The sequence below is a fragment of the Halorussus ruber genome (assembly GCF_004765785.1).
Taxonomy (GTDB): domain Archaea; phylum Halobacteriota; class Halobacteria; order Halobacteriales; family Haladaptataceae; genus Halorussus; species Halorussus ruber.
On the sequence record NZ_SBIT01000008.1, the window covers coordinates 1 to 23,452 of the forward strand.

The 23,452-nt window shown below is 65.7% G+C and carries 23 protein-coding genes and 1 rRNA gene; 9 read left to right on the forward strand and 15 right to left on the reverse strand.

From position 1 onward, the window contains the following. The first annotated feature begins 146 nt into the window (after window positions 1-146). Window positions 147-268: ribosomal RNA gene (rrf, locus tag EPL01_RS12995) — 5S ribosomal RNA — on the forward strand. A 208-nt stretch (window positions 269-476) separates the two neighbouring features. Then, entirely contained in the window at window positions 477-1,700 is a 1,224-nt protein-coding gene (locus EPL01_RS13000; RefSeq protein ID WP_135825709.1) for an ornithine cyclodeaminase, nickel-pincer nucleotide-dependent, read from the forward strand. 8 nt (window positions 1,701-1,708) lie between these two features. Here the strand turns inward: EPL01_RS13000 and EPL01_RS13005 are convergent, their stop codons facing one another. Beyond that, window positions 1,709-3,325 carry a lipopolysaccharide biosynthesis protein gene (locus EPL01_RS13005; protein WP_168215910.1) on the reverse strand — a complete coding sequence of 539 codons (1,617 nt, stop codon included), beginning with the start codon at window positions 3,323-3,325 and terminating at the stop codon, window positions 1,709-1,711. Window positions 3,326-3,506: 181 nt separating this feature from the next. On the opposite strand from EPL01_RS13005, the gene EPL01_RS13015 reads away from it, so the two are divergent. The 3 genes from EPL01_RS13015 (at window position 3,507) to hisD (ending at window position 7,648) form a co-directional block, all read left to right on the forward strand. Further along, window positions 3,507-4,499 carry an extracellular catalytic domain type 1 short-chain-length polyhydroxyalkanoate depolymerase gene (locus EPL01_RS13015; RefSeq protein ID WP_135825712.1) on the forward strand — a complete coding sequence of 331 codons (993 nt, stop codon included), beginning with the start codon at window positions 3,507-3,509 and terminating at the stop codon, window positions 4,497-4,499. An 8-nt stretch (window positions 4,500-4,507) separates the two neighbouring features. After that, complete coding sequence (locus EPL01_RS13020) at window positions 4,508-5,974, forward strand: extracellular catalytic domain type 1 short-chain-length polyhydroxyalkanoate depolymerase (protein WP_246045695.1); 1,467 nt, start codon at window positions 4,508-4,510, stop codon at window positions 5,972-5,974. 399 nt (window positions 5,975-6,373) lie between these two features. Next, window positions 6,374-7,648, forward strand: a complete 1,275-nt coding sequence (hisD, locus tag EPL01_RS13025; RefSeq protein ID WP_135825714.1) for a histidinol dehydrogenase — start codon at window positions 6,374-6,376, stop codon at window positions 7,646-7,648. Window positions 7,649-7,672: 24 nt separating this feature from the next. Here hisD and EPL01_RS13030 read toward each other — a convergent pair whose 3' ends face one another. The 6 genes from EPL01_RS13030 to EPL01_RS13055 all read right to left on the reverse strand — a co-directional run bounded on the left by EPL01_RS13030 (window position 7,673) and on the right by EPL01_RS13055 (window position 12,342). Further along, window positions 7,673-9,061: a hemolysin family protein gene (locus EPL01_RS13030; protein ID WP_135825715.1), complete on the reverse strand. Its 1,389-nt coding sequence runs from the start codon at window positions 9,059-9,061 to the stop codon at window positions 7,673-7,675. Between the two features lie 139 nt (window positions 9,062-9,200). Next, the gene (locus EPL01_RS13035) at window positions 9,201-9,569 is read right to left on the reverse strand and encodes a HesB/IscA family protein (protein ID WP_135825716.1); all 369 of its coding nucleotides are present in this window, start codon (window positions 9,567-9,569) and stop codon (window positions 9,201-9,203) included. Between the two features lie 103 nt (window positions 9,570-9,672). Then, window positions 9,673-9,882 carry a dodecin gene (locus tag EPL01_RS13040; protein WP_135825717.1) on the reverse strand — a complete coding sequence of 70 codons (210 nt, stop codon included), beginning with the start codon at window positions 9,880-9,882 and terminating at the stop codon, window positions 9,673-9,675. A 75-nt stretch (window positions 9,883-9,957) separates the two neighbouring features. Next, window positions 9,958-10,611, reverse strand: coding sequence for a DUF2238 domain-containing protein (locus EPL01_RS13045; protein WP_135825718.1), 654 nt, complete (start codon window positions 10,609-10,611; stop codon window positions 9,958-9,960). Next, a complete protein-coding gene (locus EPL01_RS13050; RefSeq protein ID WP_246045696.1) occupies window positions 10,608-11,294 on the reverse strand; it encodes a hypothetical protein in 687 nt (228 codons plus the stop codon). The genes EPL01_RS13045 and EPL01_RS13050 overlap by 4 nt, the downstream gene beginning before the upstream one ends. Window positions 11,295-11,370: 76 nt before the next feature. Further along, window positions 11,371-12,342 carry a metal-dependent hydrolase gene (locus EPL01_RS13055; protein ID WP_210424148.1) on the reverse strand — a complete coding sequence of 324 codons (972 nt, stop codon included), beginning with the start codon at window positions 12,340-12,342 and terminating at the stop codon, window positions 11,371-11,373. An 854-nt stretch (window positions 12,343-13,196) separates the two neighbouring features. Between EPL01_RS13055 and EPL01_RS13060 the strand changes: the two genes are divergently transcribed. After that, window positions 13,197-14,387, forward strand: a complete 1,191-nt coding sequence (locus EPL01_RS13060) for a pyridoxal-phosphate-dependent aminotransferase family protein (RefSeq protein ID WP_135825719.1) — start codon at window positions 13,197-13,199, stop codon at window positions 14,385-14,387. Window positions 14,388-14,467: 80 nt separating this feature from the next. On the opposite strand, the gene EPL01_RS13065 is transcribed toward EPL01_RS13060, so the two are convergent. From EPL01_RS13065 to EPL01_RS13075, 3 genes are all read right to left on the reverse strand, one after another. Next, complete coding sequence (locus EPL01_RS13065) at window positions 14,468-14,788, reverse strand: DUF7116 family protein (protein WP_135825720.1); 321 nt, start codon at window positions 14,786-14,788, stop codon at window positions 14,468-14,470. A gap of 44 nt (window positions 14,789-14,832) precedes the next feature. After that, a complete protein-coding gene (locus tag EPL01_RS13070) occupies window positions 14,833-15,366 on the reverse strand; it encodes a hypothetical protein (RefSeq protein ID WP_135825721.1) in 534 nt (177 codons plus the stop codon). 83 nt (window positions 15,367-15,449) lie between these two features. Further along, the gene (locus EPL01_RS13075) at window positions 15,450-15,689 is read right to left on the reverse strand and encodes a DUF5816 domain-containing protein (protein WP_135825722.1); all 240 of its coding nucleotides are present in this window, start codon (window positions 15,687-15,689) and stop codon (window positions 15,450-15,452) included. A 91-nt stretch (window positions 15,690-15,780) separates the two neighbouring features. On the opposite strand from EPL01_RS13075, the gene EPL01_RS13080 reads away from it, so the two are divergent. Together EPL01_RS13080 and EPL01_RS13085 are read left to right on the forward strand one after the other, a co-directional pair. Further along, window positions 15,781-17,172 carry a bifunctional metallophosphatase/5'-nucleotidase gene (locus EPL01_RS13080; protein ID WP_135825723.1) on the forward strand — a complete coding sequence of 464 codons (1,392 nt, stop codon included), beginning with the start codon at window positions 15,781-15,783 and terminating at the stop codon, window positions 17,170-17,172. Window positions 17,173-17,199: 27 nt separating this feature from the next. Then, complete coding sequence (locus EPL01_RS13085; protein WP_135825724.1) at window positions 17,200-17,604, forward strand: universal stress protein; 405 nt, start codon at window positions 17,200-17,202, stop codon at window positions 17,602-17,604. 6 nt (window positions 17,605-17,610) lie between these two features. Here EPL01_RS13085 and EPL01_RS13090 read toward each other — a convergent pair whose 3' ends face one another. Beyond that, entirely contained in the window at window positions 17,611-18,549 is a 939-nt protein-coding gene (locus EPL01_RS13090; protein ID WP_135825725.1) for a mechanosensitive ion channel family protein, read from the reverse strand. Between the two features lie 158 nt (window positions 18,550-18,707). On the opposite strand from EPL01_RS13090, the gene EPL01_RS13095 reads away from it, so the two are divergent. Continuing rightward, window positions 18,708-19,448, forward strand: coding sequence for a proteasome assembly chaperone family protein (locus EPL01_RS13095; protein ID WP_135825726.1), 741 nt, complete (start codon window positions 18,708-18,710; stop codon window positions 19,446-19,448). 19 nt (window positions 19,449-19,467) lie between these two features. On the opposite strand, the gene EPL01_RS13100 is transcribed toward EPL01_RS13095, so the two are convergent. The 4 genes from EPL01_RS13100 to EPL01_RS13115 all read right to left on the reverse strand — a co-directional run bounded on the left by EPL01_RS13100 (window position 19,468) and on the right by EPL01_RS13115 (window position 23,452). After that, a complete protein-coding gene (locus EPL01_RS13100; protein ID WP_210424149.1) occupies window positions 19,468-20,298 on the reverse strand; it encodes an ABC transporter permease in 831 nt (276 codons plus the stop codon). Further along, on the reverse strand, window positions 20,291-21,340 hold the full coding sequence (locus EPL01_RS13105) for an ABC transporter ATP-binding protein (RefSeq protein ID WP_246045697.1): 1,050 nt from the start codon (window positions 21,338-21,340) through the stop codon (window positions 20,291-20,293). The genes EPL01_RS13100 and EPL01_RS13105 overlap by 8 nt, the downstream gene beginning before the upstream one ends. 286 nt (window positions 21,341-21,626) lie before the next feature. Beyond that, entirely contained in the window at window positions 21,627-22,751 is a 1,125-nt protein-coding gene (locus EPL01_RS13110; RefSeq protein ID WP_135825728.1) for an ABC transporter permease, read from the reverse strand. Then, window positions 22,748-23,452 (reverse strand): ABC transporter ATP-binding protein, encoded by a 705-nt coding sequence (locus EPL01_RS13115; protein WP_135825729.1) that lies wholly within the window; start codon window positions 23,450-23,452, stop codon window positions 22,748-22,750. Before EPL01_RS13115 ends, EPL01_RS13110 begins: the two co-directional genes overlap by 4 nt.

Sequence of the window (23,452 nt, forward strand, 5' to 3'; positions counted from 1 at the left end):
CATACGGTATCGAGTGTTGCAACTCTCTGCACTGATCCGAACACACACATTCGGATCCAGGCGCAAACTGGATTGCACGTACACTACGGTCGAAATCGAACCACCGACATTGGATGAGATCGCGGTTCGAGTCCGCGAGTCGGCGTTAAGGCGGCCAGAGCGGCAGGGTGACACCCGTACCCATCCCGAACACGGAAGTTAAGCCTGCCTGCGTTTCGGCGAGTACTGGAGTGCGCGAGCCTCTGGGAAATCCGATTCGCCGCCTCCACTCATACAACCCCCATCGCCACACCCGGCGATGGGGGTTTCTTCATTTCGAACCAGTCCCACCCCGACCACCACGAGACAGTCTCGGCGACGACCGACCGAGGAGCGACGCGAACCCGCACAGTCGTCCGCGGTCACTCGACGCCGGTGGCGTCGAGCGACCGCTGGGTCGGGACAACGTTCATCGTGGTGCCGTCCGTAGTCAAAATATGACGGTCGCGCAGACGGTGGAACTCGAGGGTCACATCATCGACTCGGGGATGATGCAGCGGTGTTTCGGCGTGGTGATGGACCTCGGCGGAAACTTCGACGTGGAAGTGTTCGAGGTCGGCAAGCACAAGGACGCGGAGTCGTACTGTCGGATGACAGTTCAAGCAGACGACGAGGAGCGCCTCCGCGAAATCCTGCACGAACTTCACCAGAACGGGGCGCACCTCTCGGACCCGCCAAACGCGACGTTGAAGCCAGCGCCCGCGGACCGCGTGGTGCCGGACGGCTTCTACTCGACGACGAACCATCCGACGCAGGTCAGGTACGACGGCGAGTGGTTGCCCGTCGAGAACATGGAGATGGACTGTGCGGTCGTCGTGGAACCCGACGGGCCGCGCGCGTACACCAAAGTCCTGAACGCGATAGAGGAGGGTGACCTCGTCGTCTCGGACGAGGCGGGCGTGCGCGTGGACCCGCCGGAGCGGCCGCGTGGCTCCGGCGGCCCATTCGGGTTCATGCAGGGGGGCGTCTCGGCCGAGCGCCCGTCCGAATCGCTCATCCGCGAAATCGCCGAGGCCGTCGCCGAGACCAAGGCCGAGGGCGGGTCGGTCCTCGCGGTCGCCGGACCCGCGGTCGTCCACTCCGGTGCGGGTGACGCGCTGGCTCGACTCGTCGGCGAGGGCTACGTCGATATGCTCTCGGCGGGCAACGGCTTCGCGGTCCACGACTTGGAGAGCGGTCGGTACGGGACCTCGCTGGGGATGGACGTCGAGACGCGCGAAAACCCGCGGAAGGGTCACAAGCATCACATCTACACCATCAGCGAGGTCGTTCGCGCGGGCGGTATCCGCGAGGCGGTCGAGGAGGGCCTCGTGGACGAGGGCGTGATGTACGAGTGTATCCAGAACGACGTGCCCTACGTTCTCGCGGGGTCGATACGCGACGACGGCCCGCTTCCCGACACCATCACCGACGCGGTCGAGGCCCAGAACGCCATCCGCGAGCAGGCTCACGAGGCCGATTTAGTGTTGATGCTCGCCACCCTCCTCCACTCGGTCGCGGTCGGAAACTGCCTGCCGTCGACGACGCGCGTCGTCTGCGTGGACATCAACCCCGCGACAGTCACGCAGCTCTTAGACCGCGGGAGCGCGCAGGCAATCGGCATGGTCACGGACATCGGAACTTTCCTCCCGGCGCTGGCCGAGACGATTCTGGACGAGTAAACGGTCGATTACCGGCCCGAAATCGGCCATCGGCCCGCGAACGCCGCCCGATAGCGACTGGCCAGCGACTCCGCGAGCCGATGCTCGACCGGCGTGAATCCGAGCGTCCCGAGCGACTTCGCGTACGCGACCAGCCCCGCCGCGGTCCCGAGTAGCGGCCCGGCGGGACCCGGAATCGCCAACTTCGCTCCCAGCGCGACCGCCGCCAGCGGAATCGCCGCGACCAGCGGCTTGGCGTGCAGGCGCGTGAACGGCTGAAGTCCTTCGAGGTAGTACAGCACCGCGACTTCCAGACCGTTGTTCACCGTCAGCATCAGCACGTAGCTCACCACCAGTCCCGGCAGGCCGAACCGCGTCGTCAGCGGAATCGCCGTCACGGCCAGAAACGCGGTAATCGCCACGTTGACCACCAACAGCGCCCGCTGGTTGTCCGTCATCGTGAGCAAAATTCCGACCGACCCCGCGGCGCACGCCGCGTACTGGGCGACGATGAACCCCGGCAGTAGCGGCGCGTACTGCACGTACGTCGGTCCGAACAGCGCCATCACCGACTCCCGGTAGACGATGACCGGAATCGCCAGTCCCGTCACGCCGACCAGCACCAGCCTGCTCGTGACGTGGTAGAGTCGCGCGAGCGCCTCCCGGTGGTCCTCCTCGTTGAGCGCGGCCGCGACCGGCGGGATGAACTGGTTGATGCCCATCAAGGGAAGTCGGACCAGCGTGCCCAACAGCACCCCGATAGCGAACACCCCGCCCGCGACGCTCGACAGGTAGACCGCGATGAGGGGGTAGAACCCGAGTCGCTGGGTCGTCGTGGCGAACCCGCCGACGAACAGCGGGAGCGTGAACGCGAAGTACTTCCGCCGGAGTCGCGCCGCGTCGGGACCTCGCAGCCGGGGCTTGAAGTCGCGCTTCCGAACGAGCCACGCCGCCGCGACGACGCCGACCAGCCCCATCGACAGCAGGACGCCCACCGCGGCCGCCGCCAAGTCCCGAAAGACGAAGGCGGCGAGCGCGCCCGCGAGGAGTTGCGCGGTCGGGAACCCGACCCGGAGCGTGAGGTTCAGCGGGCCGACCGCCTCGATGCCTCGCAGGACCTCGGTGACGGTGAACAGCCAGACCCCGGCGGGCAGGCCGAGCGCGAAGACGCGCAGGAGCAACTCGAACTGCGCGCCCTCGTTGGCCACGCGCGTCACGAACGGGGCGGCGAGAAAGAGGCCGACTCCGAAGACGGTGGCGACCCCGACCAGCAGGAGGCTGGCGAACGTCGCCAGCGCGTCCCGCTCGGCCCGCGAGTCGGCGTTGGGCAAAAATCGGCTCAGGCCGCTCCGGAATCCGAGCGTGAGTCGGAGGAGGAACCGCTGGAGTCGCCGGGCGAGCGCGAACGCCCCGTAGGAACTCGCCGCGAACCCGTTGGTGAGAATCGCGGTGAACGCGAGGGTCAGCCCGCGCTGGAGGAGAATCGACGGGACCGAAATCGTCGCGCCGTGGGCGACTCGCTCCAAGGCGTCTTCGAGTCGCTCCTCGGCGGGGTCGTCGGGGCCGTTGGGGTCGTCGGCGTCGTCGGAGTGCGTTTCCGATGCCGGACTCTCGGCGAGGTCCGGGTCGTTCGATTCGGTGGCCACGGGCCAACTTGCTCGAACGCTCGAATAAATCCGCTGATGTCGGGGGACCGTTGCCGTTTTTTCCGCACCGAGCTCGTCGCCAACAGTCTTGACCCCATTATAATCCTGTGCCGACCGGCAAATTTTACATATTAACCCGTGATTAGATTTAGGAATAAATTGTGGTATGTAGTGTCACGTCATGAATTCCGACAGACGGACGTTCATCAAGTCGGCAGGAAGCGCGATCGGTGCGGCGACCCTCCTCGGCGCGGCCGGAACTGCGGCGGCCTCCGGGTCGTACACGAACCACTACTACAGCGGCTTCGACTACTGGAAGTACGTCCCGGACGGAGTCGGGGCGGGCGACCCGCTGGTGGTGATGCTCCACGGGTGTTCCCAGAACGCGGACCAGTTCCGCGAGGAGACCCAGATGAACGCGGTAGCCGACCAGGAAGGCTTCGCGGTCATCTACCCCGACCAGTACAACGCCAGAAACAGCGCCCAGTGCTGGAACTGGTACTACGACTCGAATACCACGCGCGGCGAGGGCGAGGCCGCGGTCATCGCCGGGATGACCCAAGAGACCCTCGACGCCGAGGGCCTCGACCCCGAGCGAGTCTACATCGCGGGGCTGTCCGCTGGCGCGGCGATGGTCCCGAACATGCTCGCGGAGTACGCCGACATCTACGCCGCGGGCGGCATCCACTCCGGACTGGAGTACGACGCCGCCGAGACCGCGACCGGCGGCACGACCGCGATGACTTACGGCGGTCCCGACCCCCAGGACCAGGGCACGCAGGCCTACAACGCGATGGAGTACTACGGCATCACGAGCAACCTCCCGACGATGGTGATTCACGGCACCGACGACACCACCGTCTACCCCATCAACGGCCATCAGGCCGCCGAGCAGGCGACTCAGACCAACGACCTCGCCACCGACGACGCCGACGACGACGGCACGGACTACACCGCCGACGCGGTGACCGACGGCTCGTCGGCCTCCTACGCGTACACGACCTACGACTACCACGACGAGAACGGCGAGACGATAGTCAAGAAGCTGATGGTAGACGGCATGGGCCACGCCTGGTCCGGCGGCGTGTCGGGCGGCGAGTACACCGCGCCGGGCGGTCCCGACGCGAGTCAGCTCCTCTGGAACTTCTTCGAGGGCAAAACGCGAGGTGAGTGAGCATGGATATGCAACGACGCACCCTGTTGAAGTCGCTCGGCAGCTCGGTCGCGGCGGCCTCCTTCGCCGGAGTCGGAACCGCGGCGGCGGGAAGCTACACCTCCGAGAGCTACGACGGTCGGACCTACACGAAGTACGTCCCGACCGGGGCGGACGGTTCGACCGACGTCCCCCTCGTCGTCATGCTCCACGGCTGTACCCAGAGTCCCGACCAGTTCAAGGACGAGACGCAGATGAACGCGATTGCCGAACAGGAGACGTTCATCGCCATCTACCCCGACCAGACCACCACCGCCCACTACAACGAGTGCTGGCAGTGGTTCAACGACGCCAACACGACGCGGGGCAACGGCGAGTTGGCGCTCATCAAGGGCATGGTCGACCAAGTGAAGTCGAACCACGCCGTCGACGACCAGAAGGTCTACGCCGCCGGGTTCTCGGCGGGCGCGGCGTTCGTCCCGAACCTCGTCGCGGAGTACGCCGACGTGTTCGCCGCGGGCGGGGTCCACTCCGGACTGGCCTACGACATCGCCGAGACCGAGTCGGACGGCTCGACCGCCATGACGGATTGCAGTCACGGCCCGTCGCCCGAGGAGCTCGGCCAGCACGCCTACGACCGGATGGAGAGCTTCGGCATCACCACTCCCGTCCCGACCGTCGCGTTCCACGGTACTAGCGACTACACGGTCTACCCGTGCAACGGCGACGAGGTAGCCGAGCAGGCAGTCGTGACGACCGACCTCGCGCTCGACGGAGCCGACGACGGGAGTCCGGACTACGCCGACGCCGACACGACGACTGGCTCCGGGTCGAGCTTGAGCTACACCAAGTACGAGTACGCCGACGACGCCGGAACCGCGTGGGTCGAACACTACGAGGTCGATAGCATGGGCCACGCCTGGTCCGGCGGTGCCTCGGGCGGGTCGTACACCGCGCCGGGTGGCCCCGACGCCAGCCAAATCATGTGGGACTTCTTCGACCGCTTCGACCTGAGCGGCGTGGACGACGGCTCGGGCGGCGACGGCAACTCGGCTCCGACCGCCTCCGCGAGCGCCTCCCCGACCGACCCCGCGGTGGACGAGACGGTCTCGTTCGACGGGTCGAACTCCTCGGACTCCGACGGTTCTATCTCGTCCTACGAGTGGGACTTCGGCGACGGGACCACGGCCACGGGCCAGACCGCGAGCCACAGTTACAGCTCCTCGGGCGACTACACCGCCACGCTGACGGTCACCGACGACGACGGTGCGACCGACACCGACTCGGTGACGATTTCGGTCGGCGGCGGGAGCTTCGAGGGCTACTGCGGCACCACCGACAACTACACCCACGTTCAGGAGAACCGCGCGTGGACCGACGGAAGCTACGCCTACGCGGAAGGCTCGGACGAGAACATGGGCCTGTACAACACCTACGAGACCACGACGCTGAAAGAGACCTCGGAAGGGTACTACGAAATCGTGGATAGTTGCTGACCGGACGATAAGGTAGCGGTGTGGCATGACTCTATATTTCTCTTCAAACTATCTAGAAACCCTAAACGAAGGATATTATTGCTCTGTACGAACGTCTCCGCTCGGCAAGACGCCAGCACGCGCTCGGCGAACCAATCCTCCTCGGGTGGATGAAGGGGCCGCGCGCTCGCGGCCGGAGGCCGTGGTCGTCTCAGCGACCACTATCCGCAGGTGAGCGAAGCGAACCAAGGATATGTCGCTGAGCGACCGCGAGCGGGCGGGGGCTTCAGGAGGTGTTCACAACGCAGACCCTCGCGTCGCTGTCGTCGGTCGTTTCGATGCGCGACGAGCAGGCGGAGACTTCAGAAGTGTTCTCCCCGAGTAGAAACCGTTTTTCGCCCGCGTCGCAAAGCCTCGCCCATGGAAGTACGCAATCTGGCGGACCTCGGCCCCGACGAGCGCCGCGCCTTCTTCGACCGCGACGCGGGCATCGAGGAGGTCCGCGAAGACGTGCGCGACATCGTCGCCCGAGTCCGCGAGGAGGGCGACGTGGCCGTCCGTGAGTTCTCCGAGGAGTTCGACGGCGTCTCGGTCGGCAACCTCGACATCACCGACGAGGCCGAGCGCGCTTACGACGAGCTGGACGACGAGATGCGCGAGACCATCGAGGCCGCCGCACAGAACATCCGCGAGTTCCACGAGGCACAACTCCCCGAGGACTGGACCGAGGAGTTCTCCGCGGGCCGAGAACTCGGCCGCCGGTTCCGGCCGCTCGAACGCGTCGGCGTCTACGTTCCCGGCGGGGCCGCGGCCTACCCCTCCAGCGCGCTGATGGGCGTGATTCCGGCGAACGTCGCGGGCGTCGAGCAGGTTGCGGTCGCCACCCCGCCCGCCGAAGAGATGAACCCCGTCACGCTGGCGGCCATCCATGCCGCGGGCGCGGACCGCGTCTTCAACGTCGGCGGCGCGCAGGGGGTCGCCGCGCTGGCCTACGGCACCGAGCAAATCGACCGCGTCCAGAAAGTCGTCGGCCCGGGCAACAAGTGGGTCACCGCCGCCAAGGCCGAGGTCCAAGGCGACGTGGCAATCGACTTCCTCGCGGGACCGAGCGAGGTCCTCGTCGTCGCCGACGAGACGGCGGACCCCGAGTTCGTCGCCGCGGACCTCCTCGCGCAGGCCGAACACGACCCCGAGGCCTCGGTCGTCGCCGTCACCGCCGACGAGGAGACCGCCGAGGCAATCGCCAGCGAAGTCGAGGCCCAACTCCCCGACCGCGAGCGCGCCGACGTGGCCCGCGAGGCTCTCGACGGCGACGCGAGCGGGGTTCTCCTCGCTCGCTCGCCCAGCGAGGCCATCCTCTTCGCCGAGGAGTACGCCGCCGAACACCTCTCGATTCAGGCCGACGACGACGAGGAGATTCTCGACCGCATCGACAGCGCCGGGAGCGTCTTCCTCGGCCCCTACACCCCGGTCGCGGCGGGCGACTACGCCAGCGGGACCAACCACGTCCTGCCGACCAACGGGCTGGCGAAGATTACGGGCGGCCTCTCGGTCGATACCTTCCTGCGGGAGACCACGGTCCAGCGACTCGACGAGGGCGCGCTGGGGGACTTAGAGGAGACGATTACGACGCTAGCCGAGGCTGAAGGGCTGGAGGCGCACGCCGAGAGCGTCAGGAAGCGGTTCGAGGACTGAGACTCCGAACACCACCGTCTTGTCTTAGCTCACCTGTTCGTCTTCCGGCCGTGCGGGTGGCTGTTCTCCGTCCGTCTCCTCGTGCGCTCTCCGGGCCTCGACTTCCCGAAGCACGACCGTCGAGACCCGAGCGCCGTCTATCTCGGTGACTTCGAGGTCGTAGCCGTCGGCTTCGATTCGGTCGCCGACCTCCGGCGCGCGCCCGAGTCGGTCGAGTACCAGTCCGCCGATGGTGTCGAAGTCCGCGACCTCGAAGTCGGCGTCGAGCGTCTCGTTGACCTCCGAGATGGCGAGTCCGCCGTCCACGGTGTAGGTTCCGTCGCCTCGCCGGTCGATGGACGGTTCGTATTTGTCCACGTCGAAATCGTCGCGGAGGTCGCCGACGACCACCTCGACGAGGTCCTCGACCGTCACGATGCCCTCGAACGACCCCCACTCGTCGATGACCGCGGCCATCTGACTCTGCTCGTCCTGAAACTTGGCGAGGAGGTCGTTGACCCGACCGGTCTCGGGGATGACGGCCAAGTCGCGCGCGAGGTCCCCGGCGGTGACGGCCTCGTCCGTCCGGTCGGCGGAGTCGTCCGCCGCCAGCACGTCTTTCACGTCCACGAACCCGACCACTTGGTCGCTGTCGTCGGCCTCCACGACCGGGTAGCGGGTGTGTCCCTCCTCGATTATCAGCGTTCGGAGGTCGGCCAGCGGGAGGTCCGCCGGGGCGCTCACCACGTCCGGGCGCGGAACCATGACCTCTCGGACGGTGATGTCGTCGAGGTCGAACACGCGCTCTATCATCTCGACCTCGTCCTTGTCGATGTGGCCCTGCTTGCCCGACCGCGTCAGCACCATCAGGAGTTCCTCCTCTTCGAGGCTCTCCTCGCTCTCGGTCACCGGCGGGACGCCGATGAGTCGCGTGAAGGCGTTCGCCGTGCCGTTGAACACGACGATACCGGGGATGAACAGGTAGTAGAAGAACTTCATCGGCGTCGCGGCCAGCAGGGAGACGCGCTCGGCCTGCGCGATGGCTATCGTCTTGGGCGCGAGTTCGCCGAAGACGACGTGCAGGAAGGTGATGAAGCCGAATCCGACCGCGAAGGCGACGAGGTGGACGAGGTTCCCCGGAAGAACCGACCCCAAGAAGGGTTCGATGAGCGCCGCCACGGCCGGTTCGCCGATCCATCCGAGACCCAGCGAGGAGATGGTGATGCCGAGTTGGGTCACCGCGAGGTAGTCGTCCAGATTCTGAATCGCTTCCTGTAAGGTGGCCGACCCCGCCTTGCCCTCCTCTGCCAGCGTATCGACGGTAGTGGACCTGATTCGCACGAAGGCGAACTCCGTGGCGACGAAGAAGCCGTTCAGTACGACTAGCAAGAGCGCGAGCAGGACTCGCCCGATAGAGAACGCGAGGTCTACCATTCACTCCCTCTGTGCGCAGTCGCGGCGCGGACTGACTCGACGGGCGCGTGTTGTCTCATGCTTTCACCTAGCGCTCTCGATGTGATAAGAATGACCCTCTCTGCTCGCGCAAAACGGACTCAAAAGCGTTCGCGTGACCTTACGTTCGGAAACTCTCGCCGCATCCGCACTCACTAACCACGTTCGGGTTGTCCACGTGGAAGCCCGCGCCCTGCAGGCCGTCCTCGTAGTCCACGACGCTTCCCTCGATGTAGTTCATGCTCGCGGGGTCCACGAACACGCGGAGTTCGTGATGCTCGTAGACGGTGTCGTCTTCCTCTGGCTCCTCGTCGAATCGCATCCCGTAGGAGAGACCCGCACAGCCGCCCTGCTGGACGAACAACCGGAGTCCGGCGATGTCGGTGTCGAGGTCCTCGCCCTCCAGCAGCGAGAGGGCTTCGGCGGCGGCGTCCTCCGTCACCTCGATTTTCGGCGTGGGGTCGCCCTCGGGGGCGGTATCGGTACTCATACCTCCCTAGTTTCGGTTCCGGGGTGTTAACCTTGGCGCTGGGTAGCGACCCCCGGATACCGACTCCTCGACTCCGAACCGCTCCACGATTCCGAACCGTGAATCACTCCCGCGGCTCTTCCAACTCGAAGGCCACCGTGACCTCGGCTTGGTACTCGCGGTTCGGCGCGTTGGCGACTTCGACCCCGAGTTCGTCCACTTCCACCCACTTGACGTTGTTCAGCGTCTGTTCGGCCCGCTCGATGGCGTCGTCCGCGGCGGCGTCGAAGCTCTCCTCGCTCGTCCCGATGAGCGTGATTTTCTTGAAAACCATGGCGCATCAGCGATACCACGCAGAGCATCTTAAAGCCAACCGGCGAGAGGAGTCCCGGGCGGGGGTTCGCCGCCCTCAGTCCGCGCGGCGCTTGCGCCCGTCGAGGCGGTCGGTGAGCGCGCCGACCACGTCCGAGAGGTAGGCGGTGCCCCAGACCGCGACCAGCACGCCGCCGACGATGTCGAACATGAGGTCCAGCATCGTGTCTTCGAGGCCGTACTGGGTCAGTATCTTGCTACTCCCGAGGAGGGCCGCCAGTCCGCCGACGCCGAACTCGATGACCTCCCAGATGACGCCGAACGCCACGACGAACATGAGGATGAAGACGAAGGTGAACCGCGGCGGGAAGTAGATGTCCTCGGTGTGGGCGTCGAGCGACCGCGTCGTGGCGTAGCCGATGGCCGCGACCAGCGACGACGAGAGCGCGTGGGTCAGGTGGTCCCACCACCAGAACGTGTCGTTGCTGTAGGGTCCGAGGGTGCCGACCGCGTGGAGGAACACCGCGGTCGTAATCCAGAGGGTGAGACCGGCGTCCATCGGGATGTCGTAGTCGCGTTCGAGCATCGCCGGGAGGAAGGTGACCGCCAAGGCGATGGCGGCGTTGACCACGATGCCGACGTTCCCCCGGTCGAGGCCGATGAAGAGGATGCCGACGAGGCTCAACTCCATCGCGCGCGTCAGTTGTCGCTGCCGTTGTGCGGAGATGTGGAGTCGGTCGCGGAGTTTCACGGCTGCTCACCGCGTCCCGTCTCGTTCTGCCCCCTCTCGCTTCGTCCCGCCTCGTTCTGACCGGTCTCGTCGCGTTCGAGCGATTTGCCGTGGTCGCCGGGGAGTCGCGTCTCGACTCGCGCGAACCGCCGGAAGTACCACTCGAAGACGACCCCCGCCATCCCGCCGATTATCGTGGCGGCCACGAAGTCCCACATCAGGCGCTCCTCGCTCCGGATGAACGCCGTGCCGAGGTAGACGTCCGAGAGCCACTGGACCACCGCCCAGACGCCCGCGGTGGCGATGGTGGCGACGACCACGAACAGGACCGCGAACCAGTAGGTCATCTCGACCGGCGTGAAGACGTGGAGTTCGACCGCGACGATGAGCGCCAGCGCGGCCACCGAGAGGTAGGTCGCGGCCTGCGAGGCGAACACCTCGTTGGCCAGCGCCCGGCCGAGGATGGGGAGCGCCGACAGCGCCAAGACCTCCCACGGGAGCATCACGGTCCAGTCGCGGTGCGAAATGGAGGGGACCAGCGCGATTCCGGCGACGAACACCGTGAACCCCGCCCAGAGGAGGTGGCCGTCGAGGACCTCCTCGACCGCGACGAGCGCGAGAAACGCGACTAGCGCCCACCCGAGTCCGGCGTTGACACGCTCGTCCTCCACGACTCGGTCGAGCGTGCCAGCGCGACGTGCCATGTGCGCTCGTAGACAACCGTCCGATAAGAAAGCACGGGTGACGGGGACGGTCGAGCGTGTCGAGTCCGGAGCGGAATCACGGGAAGGGATACATCACGTAGACCAGCGTGTAGGTCAGTCCGGCGACGCTGACCGCTGTCAGCCCCGTCATCACCCACGTCACGCCCTCGTCCCACTCCGCGGAAAGGACCGACCGCGAGGGCAGGAGGTTGGGCGCGACCCCGACCATCCCGACCGCTAGAATCGAGAACACGAAGTGGTACGACACCTCCATCGTCGGCGCGGGCATCGCAATCGCGGCGATGGCGTAGGCGACCCCGACCGCGGCGCGGGTGTCGATGTGCGCGAACAGTCGCCGGTCGGTCGCCCGGAGGTAGACGTAGCCCGCGAGCCAAATCGTCGCCAGCTCGACGCCGAACACCGCCAGCAGGTTGAGCGTCGGGTCGGCCAGCAGGACCACGCGCTCGGTCAGAAGTCGAACGTCGAGCGGGTAGAGGAACCGCGGCGGCGCTCCCGTGAACAGGTCGCCGAAGGGGTGGCTCAGCAGGCCGACCAGCGCGGCGACGACCAGCGCCCGCGGCCCGAGGTCGGTCGCCCGTCGGAGGGCGAGGGCGATAGCGATGCCCGCCAGCAAGAAGACGAGCATGACCGCGCCGCCGAGAAGGCCGCTCTCGACGAACGCGACGGCCGCGAGTCCGGCCAGCAGGAGGCCAGCGAGTGGTCGCCCGCGATTCGCTTGCCCGCGGTCCGCGCCGCGGTCAGCCGTGAGGCCCACGAACGCTGGCGCGGCGACGACGCCGACGACCAGCGAGTGGGTCACCGCGCGGTGGACGAGGTGGGAACTCCCCCAGAACGCGGCGGTCATCTCCCAGACGCCGCCGACCCCGGCCTGCGCGAGGCCGACCACCGCGTAGAACATGTCTACGTCCGGTGCGGCCGCGAACGCGCCCGCCGCGATGCCGAACGCCAGCGCGCGCTCTCGGGGCCAGCGCCGGGACGCCACGGCGGTGGCGATGGCGAACGCCGCCATTGCGTGGCCGACCATCATGGAACCGAGGATTGGCGCTTGTGAGATATAAGCTTCTCCCTGCTCGTGAGGTTTGGTATCGTGGTTCTAGGGTGTTGTCGGGTCGATTTCCGGATTCCGGAAAGTCGTCGGAAGTGTGGCTGTGATTTCGAAAGCTAGCCCTTGAGACCGTAGAAACCGACTGGACGGCAATGTCCTCGAAAGCCCTCGCGCGGTTCGCGGTCGCCCTTTCAGTCCGCCAGGAGAGTGGTCAGTCCACCGGCCAAAGCTTGTCGGTTGCTTCCCGGTAAATCCGTTAGCTAGTGCGCAGTTCTCGCCACCCAGCCAGAGAAACCTCTACATTGATTAGAAAAATAATATTATTTCCTTACAATACAAAAATATTGCCGAAAACAGCACGGTTGGCGGGCAAACACGCCCGCCGTGGTGTCGAAAGAGACGGCTCGGGTCGCCGCGCAAGCGGGTTGCGACCGTCGAACGGCCGCCCGTAGTGGGCGATGCTGGGTGCCCGCACGGGGCCGAACCAACCTCCCCCGTTTGATTCGGCCCGCGTGCGCGCTCGAAAGTCGATGGCCGTCCTCGGTCGCTCCCGCGGTGGCGGCCCCCGCGGGTCCGGTCGTGCCGTTTCGAAGTTCTCGCCCGTCGAACGCGCCCCCGTCGCGTCCTTCGGGGCGTTCACTCGTACAGCAGAGACCGAAATAAACCGCTACGACCGTTTCTGCTGTTCAGTCATCGCAACGACGTGTTTCCCCGAGTCTCGTGGTTCTGGACTCTGGAAACGCCGCGTTACGTCCCGGCCGCTCGGCGACAACGGTCGAATAACGCGGGTTCGCCGGTGCAATTTTTTAAGTCGCCACGGGTGGATACCACGCCACATGGTGGAGAAACCCGACGTTGGCGAGTTGACACCGCCGGACAGGACGCTGATGGGTCCCGGACCGAGCGAGGTCCATCCGCGGGTGCTTCGCGCGATGAGCACCCCGCTGGTCGGCCACCTCGACCCCTCGTTCATCGAAATCATGAACGAGGTCCAAGACCTGCTTCGCTACACCTTCCGGACCGACAACCAGTGGACGATTCCCGTCTCGGGCACCGGGTCCGCGGCGATGGAGGCCGCCATCGGCAACGTCGTGGAACCCGGCGACACGATGCTGGTCCCGGCGAACGGCTACTTCGGCGGGCGGATGGAGGAGATGGCGACCCGCGCGGGCGGCGAAGTCGTCCACGTGGACGCGCCGTGGGGCGAACCCTTGGACCCCGCCGACGTGGCCGCGGCGTTCGACGAACACCAGCCGGACGTGTTCGGCTTCGTCCACGCCGAGACCAGCACGGGCGTCCTCCAGCCCGAGGTGTCCGAACTGACGAGCATCGCCCACGAACACGACGCGCTGACCATCGCCGACACCGTCACCTCGCTCGGCGGCGTCGAACTGAAGGTAGACGACTGGGGCATCGACGTGGCCTACTCCGGCCCGCAGAAGTGCCTCTCGTGCCCGCCGGGCGCGGCCCCCCTCACGCTCAACGACCGCGCGATGGACAAGGTCCTCTCGCGCGAGGAGGACGCCCGCTCGTGGTACCTCGACCTCTCCCTGCTTGAGGGCTACTGGGGCGACGACCGGTCGTATCACCACACCGCGCCGATCACGAACGTCTACGCGCTCCGGGAGGCCCTGCGCCTCGTCGCCGAGGAGGGCATCGAGGACCGGTGGGAGCGCCACCGCGAGAACGCCGCGGCCCTGAAGGCTGGCGTCGAGGCGATGGGCTTGGAGATGAACGCGCCCGACGAGTACTGGCTCCCGAGCCTCAACGCCGTCCGGGTGCCAGACGGCGCGACCGACACCGACGTGACCAGCTACCTCATCGACCAGTACGACCTCGAAATCGCCACCGGCCTCGGCGACTTGGAGGGCGACATCTTCCGCATCGGCTGCATGGGCTACTCCTCGCGCGCCGAGACGATTTCGTACCTGATGACCGCGCTCGGCGACGCCTTGGAGAAGCAGGGCGCTGACGTGGACGTGGACGCCGGACTCGCCGCGACGGCGGAGAAACTCGGCGAGCGCTGACTCGCCGGGGAAGTCGCAGGCTGAGGAAAATCGCGGGCCGAAGAAAGATTGCGGGCCGGGAACGCCCGGCCGAAATCAGTTCAAATCGCGGTGGCCACGCTCGGTGGAGCGCGAAGCACTTCGTAGTCGTCGTCCTCCCTGACCCCGATTATGGCCCACTCGTACTCGGGGTCTGTCCGCCGAAGCTGAGTTCGTAATTCGGATGCGTACTCCTTCCACGTTACGAAACAGCGCAGTTCGCCGTCGTCCGGAGTCTCGTCCGAATCGGTCAGAGCCGTGACGCGCACGACTCGCCATTTTCGCTCGGCTCGGAACTCGTCGCCGTCGCCGGAGACGGAGTAGCCCAAGTCGGTGAAGATGGACCTCGCCTGGTCGATGGGCGGTGTGCTAACAGTGGCCATCCGCGTGGAGGTTACACGGAGAAGGTAATAAACGTTTTTGCGAGTTACGTCAGTCTGACCGTCGGGTCCCGGTTCTGGGACGCGAACGTCTCTATTTCGTCGTTTTCCTCCAGTTCGGCGAGGCGGTCGCGGGTGGTCTCGGGGTCGATGCCCGCGACCGCCTCGCCGACCCACGCCACTTTCGGCCGCGGGACGCCGCGCTCGTCCGTGACCGCCTCGCGCTGGTCGCCCTCCGCCTCCTCGACCTCGTTCTGAAGCACTTCCACCACGTCCCGAACGTCGGCACCGTCGCCGAGTCGCTCGTGCCAGTCGGGCGGGTAGTCGCTGATTCTGCCGTCGGCGAGTTCGTAGAGGTGTTCGCCCGACTCCCAGCTGTCGCTGTCGGTGAGTCGGTCGTCTATCGCGGCGGTGTCCACCTCGAAGTAGACCGCCTCGGCGTAGGCGTCCAGCAGTTCGCGCTCGACGCCCGGCCCGTCGTCCCGGTGGTAAATCTCCACTCGGCGGACGAACTCGTCGAGGCGCATGGTCTCCTCGTGCTTTTCGAGTTGCGTGAGTACCTCGTCTTTCAGGTCCACCATCAGCGGTGGTTAGGGAAGGGTCCGCAAAAGTCGAGTGGCCGAATCGACGCGAGGAGTCCGGCGATTCGCTCGCGGGCGGCGAGTCACTCGTGGGCGGCGTCCCACTCGGTCGGCTTCCGGACGTTGCCACAGACGTTGCACTCGATGCGACCCATCGGGTCCATCGCGTTGTCGATGCGCTCGCAGTTCCCGCAGAGGTAGCCGTACCGACTGTTCCGACCCTCGTCGCTGTAGACGACGAAGAAGGGTCCCTTCGACCCCCGGTCGCCCTCCTCGCGGGAGACGTACACCGTCTGGCCGTCCCTCGTCGTAGTCGCGTCCATCACGCCTCCGTAGGCCCTGCGGGGGTTTAGGCGTGCTGACTCTCGCTCCGTGCCGAAGGAATCATACCGCCCGCATGGCAACCTCGGGTACATGGCTCCCCGTCTCGTCCACTACTCCGACGTGGAGAACGTCTACGACACCCCAGAGCGCGCGGGCCGACTCGCCGGTCTCCTCCGGGACCTCCGAGGAGACGACGCAGTTCTGGCGGGGTCGGGCGACAATACCTCGCCGGGCGTCCTCTCGCTGGTCGAGGAGGGCGCGCAGGCGCTCGATTTCTTCGATGCAGTCGAACCCGACGTCGAGACCTTCGGCAACCACGAGTTCGACCACGGCGTCTCTGCTCTCCGGCGTCTCATCTCCGACTCGCCCCAGACGTGGGTGAGCGCCAACGTTTGGGACGCAGACGCCACGACGAGAACGGATTCGGACCGATTCGCCGCGGACTCCGGCGTCGTCCCCTCGACAGTCGTGGGGGCCGACGGCGAGCGCGTCGGATTCGTCGGCGTCACCACCGAGCGCACCGCCTCCATCAACCCCGGAGCCACGGGTATCGATTTCACCGACCCCATCGCGGCAGCCCGTGACGCGCTCGACGACCTCGACGCCGACTACACCGTCGTCCTCTCGCACCTCGGACAGGGCGACGAGGAGTTGGCCCGCGAGGTCGAGGCCGACGCCATCCTCGGCGGTCACGTCCCGACCGAGCGCCGAGACTCGGTCGATGGCACCCTGCTGACCCGGCCCGGAGACGGCGGCTCTGTCGTCCTCGAAATCGACCTCGAAGACGGCGCGGTCACTCGCCACCGAGTCGCCGACGCGCCGCTGTGCGAGGAGGTCGCCGACGCCATGCGCGAGCGACTCGCCGAGACGGGTCTGAACGAGGTCGTCGGCACCGTCTCGGAACCGCTCGACCGCGCCGAATCCACGCTGTTCGGCGGGGAGGCCCGACTCGGCAATCTGGTCGCCGACGCCTACCGGTGGAAGACCGGGGCCGACGTGGGCCTCCAGAACAGCGGCGGGGTCCGGACCGGCGACGCCATCTCCGGGGAAATCACCGCGGCCGACCTCGTGAGCGTCACGCCCTTCGAGGAGCGAATCGTCCTCGCGGAGGTGCCGGGCAGCGCCCTCCGGGCGGCCTTCGAGTGGGCCGCGAGTCCGGACCTCGGCTTCGCCGAACCCGGTTGGTGGCACGCCCACGTCAGCGGCGCGCGAGTCGTCTGGAACCCCGAGAAAGCGGGCGTCGAGTCGGTCCGGGTGGGCGGCGAACCGCTCGACTCGGACCGGACCTACTCGGTCGCGCTCTCGGATTACGTGCTTCACACCGACGACGAGTTCCCGACGCTCGAGGAGACCCACCGGGTCGAGGCGGTCGATATTCAGTACGACGTGCTGGTCGAGTACGTCCGCGAGAACGAGATTGCGCCCGAAATCGAGGGGCGAATCGTCGCCGGACAGTCCCCGATCGAAACGACCGAGAGGTAGAAGGACCCGGGCGGCGTGGCTCGAAACGTGACTCGCGTCGTCGTCCCAGTCCGGTATCCGCTGACCGAACACTCCGAGCGAACGCTGGCCGAGGCCATCCGCATCGCCGACGAGCGCGACGCGGCGCTGACTGTCCTGCACGTCAATCTCTACCACCGGGGCCGGGAGGTGTCGCGCGCCGACCTCAAGCGCGCCGTCGAGGCCGAGTTCGGCCGGGTCGAGCACGCCCGGTACGTCGTCCGCGAGGGCTTTCTGGTCGAGGAGACCATCCTCGAAGAGGTCGCGGCCGAGGAGGCCGACGTGGTGGTCATCGGCCACAAGCAGGTCGGGCGCTGGCGGCAGATGCTCCAGAAGCTGACCTCGAACCCCGACATCGACGGCTACCTCCGCGGGAAGTTGGACGCGGACGTCGTCACGGTCGGCAAGGACTGACCGTTCTCAGTCTGGCGGGTCGAACTCCTCGGGTCGAGACCGGCGCTCGCGCCGTTCGACTTCGACGCGGGCGGTCCCGCTGGTCTCGTCGAAGACGAGGTGCTGGTGGGGGTAGGCGATTTCCACGTCGGCCTCCTCGATTTCGCTCCAGATGCGCTCCTGAATCTTCGACTCGACGCGCGGGAGGTAGTAGGGGTCTTTGACCCAGTAGCGCAGGTCCAGCAGGACGCCGTGGTCCGCGAACTCCTTGATGTAGCTGACTGGCGCGGAGGGGTAGCGCGCGCTCCCGATGCGGATGTCCGGGCCGCCTTCCACGACCTCCTGTGTTTCGCGGGCCGCCCGCTCCATGATGGCGCGGGCCTCGTCCAAGTCGCCCTCGTAGGTGACGAGGAGTTCGAGCGAGAGGCGCGAGCGGGTGTCCTCGGCGGAGTAGTTGATGACGTCCCGGTCGCGCATGTTGGAGTTGGGAATCACGAGGAAGGTGTTTTCGAGCGTGAAAATCTTCGTGTACCGGAGCGTGATGTCCTCGATGTAGCCCCGCCTGCCCCGGTCCACGAGTTCTATCATGTCGCCGATTTCGTAGGGCTGGTCGGCCAGCAGGAACAGGCCGTTGATGACGCTCCCGATGATGGGCGCGAGGACCAGACCCAGCACGGCCGAAAACACCGTGACAGAGAGGAGGATGTCACCGGGCTTGAACCCGAAATAACTGGCGGCGACCGACGCCGCGAACACCATCACGATGGCCCGAACCCCGCCGAGGACGGTCTTGGTCAGACTCGGGCGCTGGAACCGCCGGGCCACGGGCCGACCCAGAAACCGGATGAGCAGTTGGCTCCCGTACCATCCGGCGACGAGTACGAGCGTGGCCGCGATGAGTGGTGCCCCCGGAAGGCTCCAGAAGGTTCGGACTGCCTCGTCGAATACGTCCGCGACACCGACCATGGAACCAACCTTTCTCCCAGTTGGCAAAATCCTTTCCCCACGACTCGTCGCTCTCCCCCGATTCGCTCGCCAGCGAGGCGACTCGACACTTCGTTTCGTCCGGTCGAACCGCTGTCGGCGTACAAAGACTCAAGGCCGATTTCGGCGTATTGGAGTGCATGAATCGGGAATCGCGTTCAGCAGGCGCTTCGTTCGAGATTACCGCCGAGAACCCACAGGACACCGTCATCGCCGGGTTCTCGCAGTTCGGCCTCGCCGGACTGACCGCGGTCGATTACCTCGTGGACCGCCTCGACTTCCAGCAGGTCGGGCACATCTCCGCCGACCAACTGCCCGCCATCACGCCCTTCGAGAACGGCCAACCCCGCCACCACACGCGGGTCTTCTCCCACGAAGGCGCGGGCCTGTCGGTCGTCGTCGGCGAACTGTTCGTCCCGCCGTTCGCGGCCCAACCGTTCAGCGAGGCCGTGCTGGAGTGGACCGAATCCGAGGACGTCGACGAAATCGCCATCCTCCACGGGGTCTCGATTCCCCACGCGCCCGAGGAGCATCAGGTGTTCTACGTCGCCACCGACGACTACCTGGACCACCGACTCGCCGACACCGACATTCCGGCGATGGGCAAAGGCTTCTTGGACGGGATGAACGCCGAAATCATGGCCCGCGGAATGGAGTCGGACCTCCGGACCGGCCTGTTCGTCACGCCGGTCCACGCCCAAGCGCCTGACGTCGAGGCCGCGATTCGCCTCCTCGAAGCGGTTCAGGGCACCTACGACCTCGAACTCGACACCGGGCCGCTCGAAGAGTTCGCTACCGAAGTACAGGGCTACTACGAGGAGTTGGCCGAACGCCTCAGCGAGCGCACCGAGGAACGACCGGAAGACCGGATGTTCATGTAGAGCGAGACCGTGACGGGACTCAGTAGTGACCCATCACGCCTCGGTCGCGGGCGACGTGCAAGCAGAGCATGAAGATGAGGTACCCCACGACCGAGTAGACGACGGCAGTTCCGACGAGCGTGCCGAGTTGGAGGGGCGAGAACTCCCAGAGGCGGACGCCCTCACGCATCGTCGCCTGTAGCATCTCGGACCCCTGCACGAGCGGAAGGACGCTGAGAATCGGGAGTTCCGCGACCGGCGCGGCGATAAGCCCGATCAGGACGAACTGCATGAGTTGGGACACGTTAGATATCTGCTTGTAGACGAGCGCCAACCCGGCGAACACGTATCCGAGGCCCACGACCGACAGCAACGTCAGCACGACGATAGGGAAGACCGAGACGAAATCGAGCGCGAGGGTTCGTCCCGTCGTGAGCAACATCAGCGCGAGCATCAGCGAGCCAATCACCATGCTGAGCAGCATGTTGACGAAGACTTTCACGCCGAGAACCGTCCCGAACCCGTGCGGGGACATGAACAGCTGTTCGAGGGTCCCCCAGCGGGACTCCTGGGTGATTTCGGTCGACAGGCTGGAGTAGGCGCTCTGAGCCATCGTCCACAGGAACCAACCGACGATGAGGGCGTCGAGCGTTCCACCGAGCGCACCCATTCCGCCACCGACGTTCTGGACGGCGGCCCGCCCGCCGAAGAAGATGACCGCGAAGAACAGGTACATCCCGACGATTTGGGCCGCGAAGTTCACCTTGTATCGGGCCATCAGCAGGAAGTTCATCCGGAAAATCGTCCAGATCAGGAGCAGTAGCCCGGAGCCGTCGTCCTGCTCGGCGTCCGTGACCGAGGCGTTACTCATGGGCCGTCACCTCCTGTGCGCGGCGTTCGTCTTCCTCCGCTTGGTCGGTGAGGTGGAGGAACACGTCGTCGAAGTCCATCTCGACCTCCGAGAACGACTCGACGCTGAGGCCGGACTCCTCGAGGGTATCGACCAACCGATAGAACTCGTCGCCGTCGGTTTCGACTTCGAGGGCGGTCTTCCCGGACCGGCGGTCGACGTTCTTCAGGAAGAACTCCGACGCGAGTCGCTGCTCGGCGGCCTCGTCGAGGTCTCCGTCCACGACCACGTCGTAGGTCTTCGCGTCGAACAGGTCGATGAGGCTCTCGACCGTGTCGTCGGCGACGATTTCCCCGTCGTTCATGATAATCGCCCGGTCGCAAACCGTCCGGATGACGTCCATGTCGTGACTCGAGAGGATAATCGTCCGACCGTCGTCCTCGGCGAGGCGTCGGATTTCCCGCTGTAGCCTGCGAGTGCTCTCGACGTCGAGGCCGAGCGTCGGTTCGTCGAGGAAGACGACGTCCGTGTCACGTGCCAGCGCACAGGCCAGCGAGACCTTCTGTTTCTGGCCCCGAGAGAGTTCCCGAACGACGGTGTCGGCCTTCTCTGCGAGTCCGAACTGCTCGATGAGCGATTCGATTTCTTCGGTTCGCTTTCGATAGTCGTTGCCACCGATAACCGAGAATATCTCCAGATTTTCGCGGACGGTCAGTCGCCAGTAGGTGTTTCGCGCCCCCTCCAGGGTCGCACCCATGTGTTCGTGGGCGGTGGTGGTGTTCTTGTGGACGTTCACGTCGCTGACCTCGATATCTCCCTCGGACGGGTAGATGAGTCCCAGTATGGATTTAATCGTCGTCGTCTTTCCCGCGCCGTTCGGGCCGAGCAGTCCCACGACCGAACCGGGCTGAATGCTCAAATCGACTCCCGTGACGGCCTCGACGGCGTCGTCTCCTTTGCCGTACTCCTTTCGGAGCCCTTGCACCGACACCACCGGGTCCGTCGTCTGTTCGGTTTCGTTACTGCTGGAGCGCGAACGGTCCGACGTTCCGTCGCGTTCCATACTCGATTCCAAGGACATGATACTACTTTTTAATTTTACTTTAATAAGAACTTCGGTATAAAAATGAATTTTTATAGTTTGACGGTTAATTCGTCGTTTATAGCCGCTGGACGGTATCGTAGCCGAGGAATGGCAGATATTGTCAACACAAATATTTTGCTGTCTATAGCAGTTTTGAATAGTTTCAAAAGGATTGGGTAGATTGCTCCAGAACTCTCCTCCCGCACGCCCTCGAAACGAAAAACCAACTGTCGCGGACGCGACCCCGCAGCGCCTCGACAGGGCGCTACCCCCGCAGCGCCTCGACAGGGCGCTTACTGGAGGCCTTCCAGGCGGGGTAGAGTCCGGCGACGATGCTAGCGCCGATGCCGAAGGCGAACGCGAGGACCATGTACATGACCGTCGCCGACCGGAAGTCGAAGGGGCCGTCCAGCATCAGGCTGTTGATTCCCATCGTCGCCAGCAGGCTCAGGGCGACGCCGACGATGGCACCGATTATGCCGAGCAGCATGGCCTCCGCGAGCATGATTCCGAGTACGTCGATGCGCTGGTAGCCCACCGCGCGGAGGACGCCGATTTCCTCGCGGCGCTCGATTGCGGACATGAGCATCACGTTGGCAATCGAGATGCCCGCCACGAGCAGCGAGATTCCCCCGACGCCCAGCAGGAACATCCGAATTTGCCGGAACGCCTGGTCGAACTGCTCGGCGAACTTCGAGAAGTCCAGCACGTCCACGCGCTCCTTGCGCTCGTTGAGGTTCGCGCGAATCTCGTCGGCGAGCGCGCTCGCTTCGCGCGGACTCTCGGTCTTGACGACCAAGTTGTTGTACCCGTCCACGTCGATTTCCCCGGGCGGAACGACCACGGCCTCGTTCGGGTTGGCGACGCTGGTCTGACCCTCCTCTTCGAGGACGGCTTGGACGCGATAGGTACGTCCGTCGAGACGAATCGACTGGCCGGGTTCAATCTCGTGTTTCTCGGCGAACTCCGACCCTACGATTGCGCCCGACCGCCAACTGTCGGGAATCGAACCCTCGCGGATTTGGTACAGGGCCTTGGGATTGCCCACGCCCCGAACCGTTACGGTTTCACCGGTCGATTCCAGCTGCCACTGGGCCACCAGTAGCGGGATAACCTCCTTCCCGCTGGCGAGTCGCTCGACGTCTCGCCGGTCGCGCTCGTCGAGTAACTGGCCGTTGTCCTCGCCGGGACTGATCAACAATTCGTTGCCGAAGCCGCCGATTGCGTCGGTCTGAGCCTCCTGAAAGGCCACGCCGAAGCTCCCGAGGCTCGCAATTGCGACCACGCCGATGATAATAGTCAACACGGCGAGGCCGGAGCGGGCCTTCGCCCGCAGGAGGTTCCGCCGGGCCATGTACGTCCGGGGGAACAGTCGCCGCAACAGGCTCATTCGAACACACCTCCACCGACGGCCTCGACCGACGGGGCGTCGGTTCCCAGTTCCCCGTCGACTAAGTGAAGCACGCGGTCGGCGAAGCTGGCGACGTACTCGTCGTGGGTGACGGTGACGACCGCGACGCCCTCGTCCGTGACGCGGTCGAACTCGTCGAGTACCCGTTCGCCTGTCTCCCGGTCGAGGTTGCCCGTCGGCTCGTCGGTCAGCAGGACGTCGGGCTCGTTGATGAGCGAACGGGCGATGGCCACCCGCTGTTTCTGGCCGCCCGAAAGCTCGTCGGGGTAGTGGTCGAGTCGGTCGCCCAAGCCGACCCGTTCGAGCAGGTCGACCGCCCGCTGTTCGGCCTCGGCGGGATTCCGGTCGAGGAGACACGGGACGACGACGTTCTCGAGGGCGGTGAGCGTGGGAATCAGGTAGTAGCTCTGGAAGACGAAGCCCACGACGCTCTTGCGAACGCTCGTTCGTTCGCGGTCGCTGTGGTCCTCGATGTCCTCGCCAGCGACCCGGACGGTCCCCGACGTCGGCGTATCGAGTAGCCCCACCAGGTTCAGCAGGGTGGACTTGCCGCTGCCCGAGGGGCCGACGATTGCGACGAACTCACCGGCCTCGATTTCGAAGTTCACGCCCTTGAGCGCCCGGACCGTCTCGCCGCTCTCGTACTCCTTGACGACGTCGGTAGCCTCGACGACCACCAT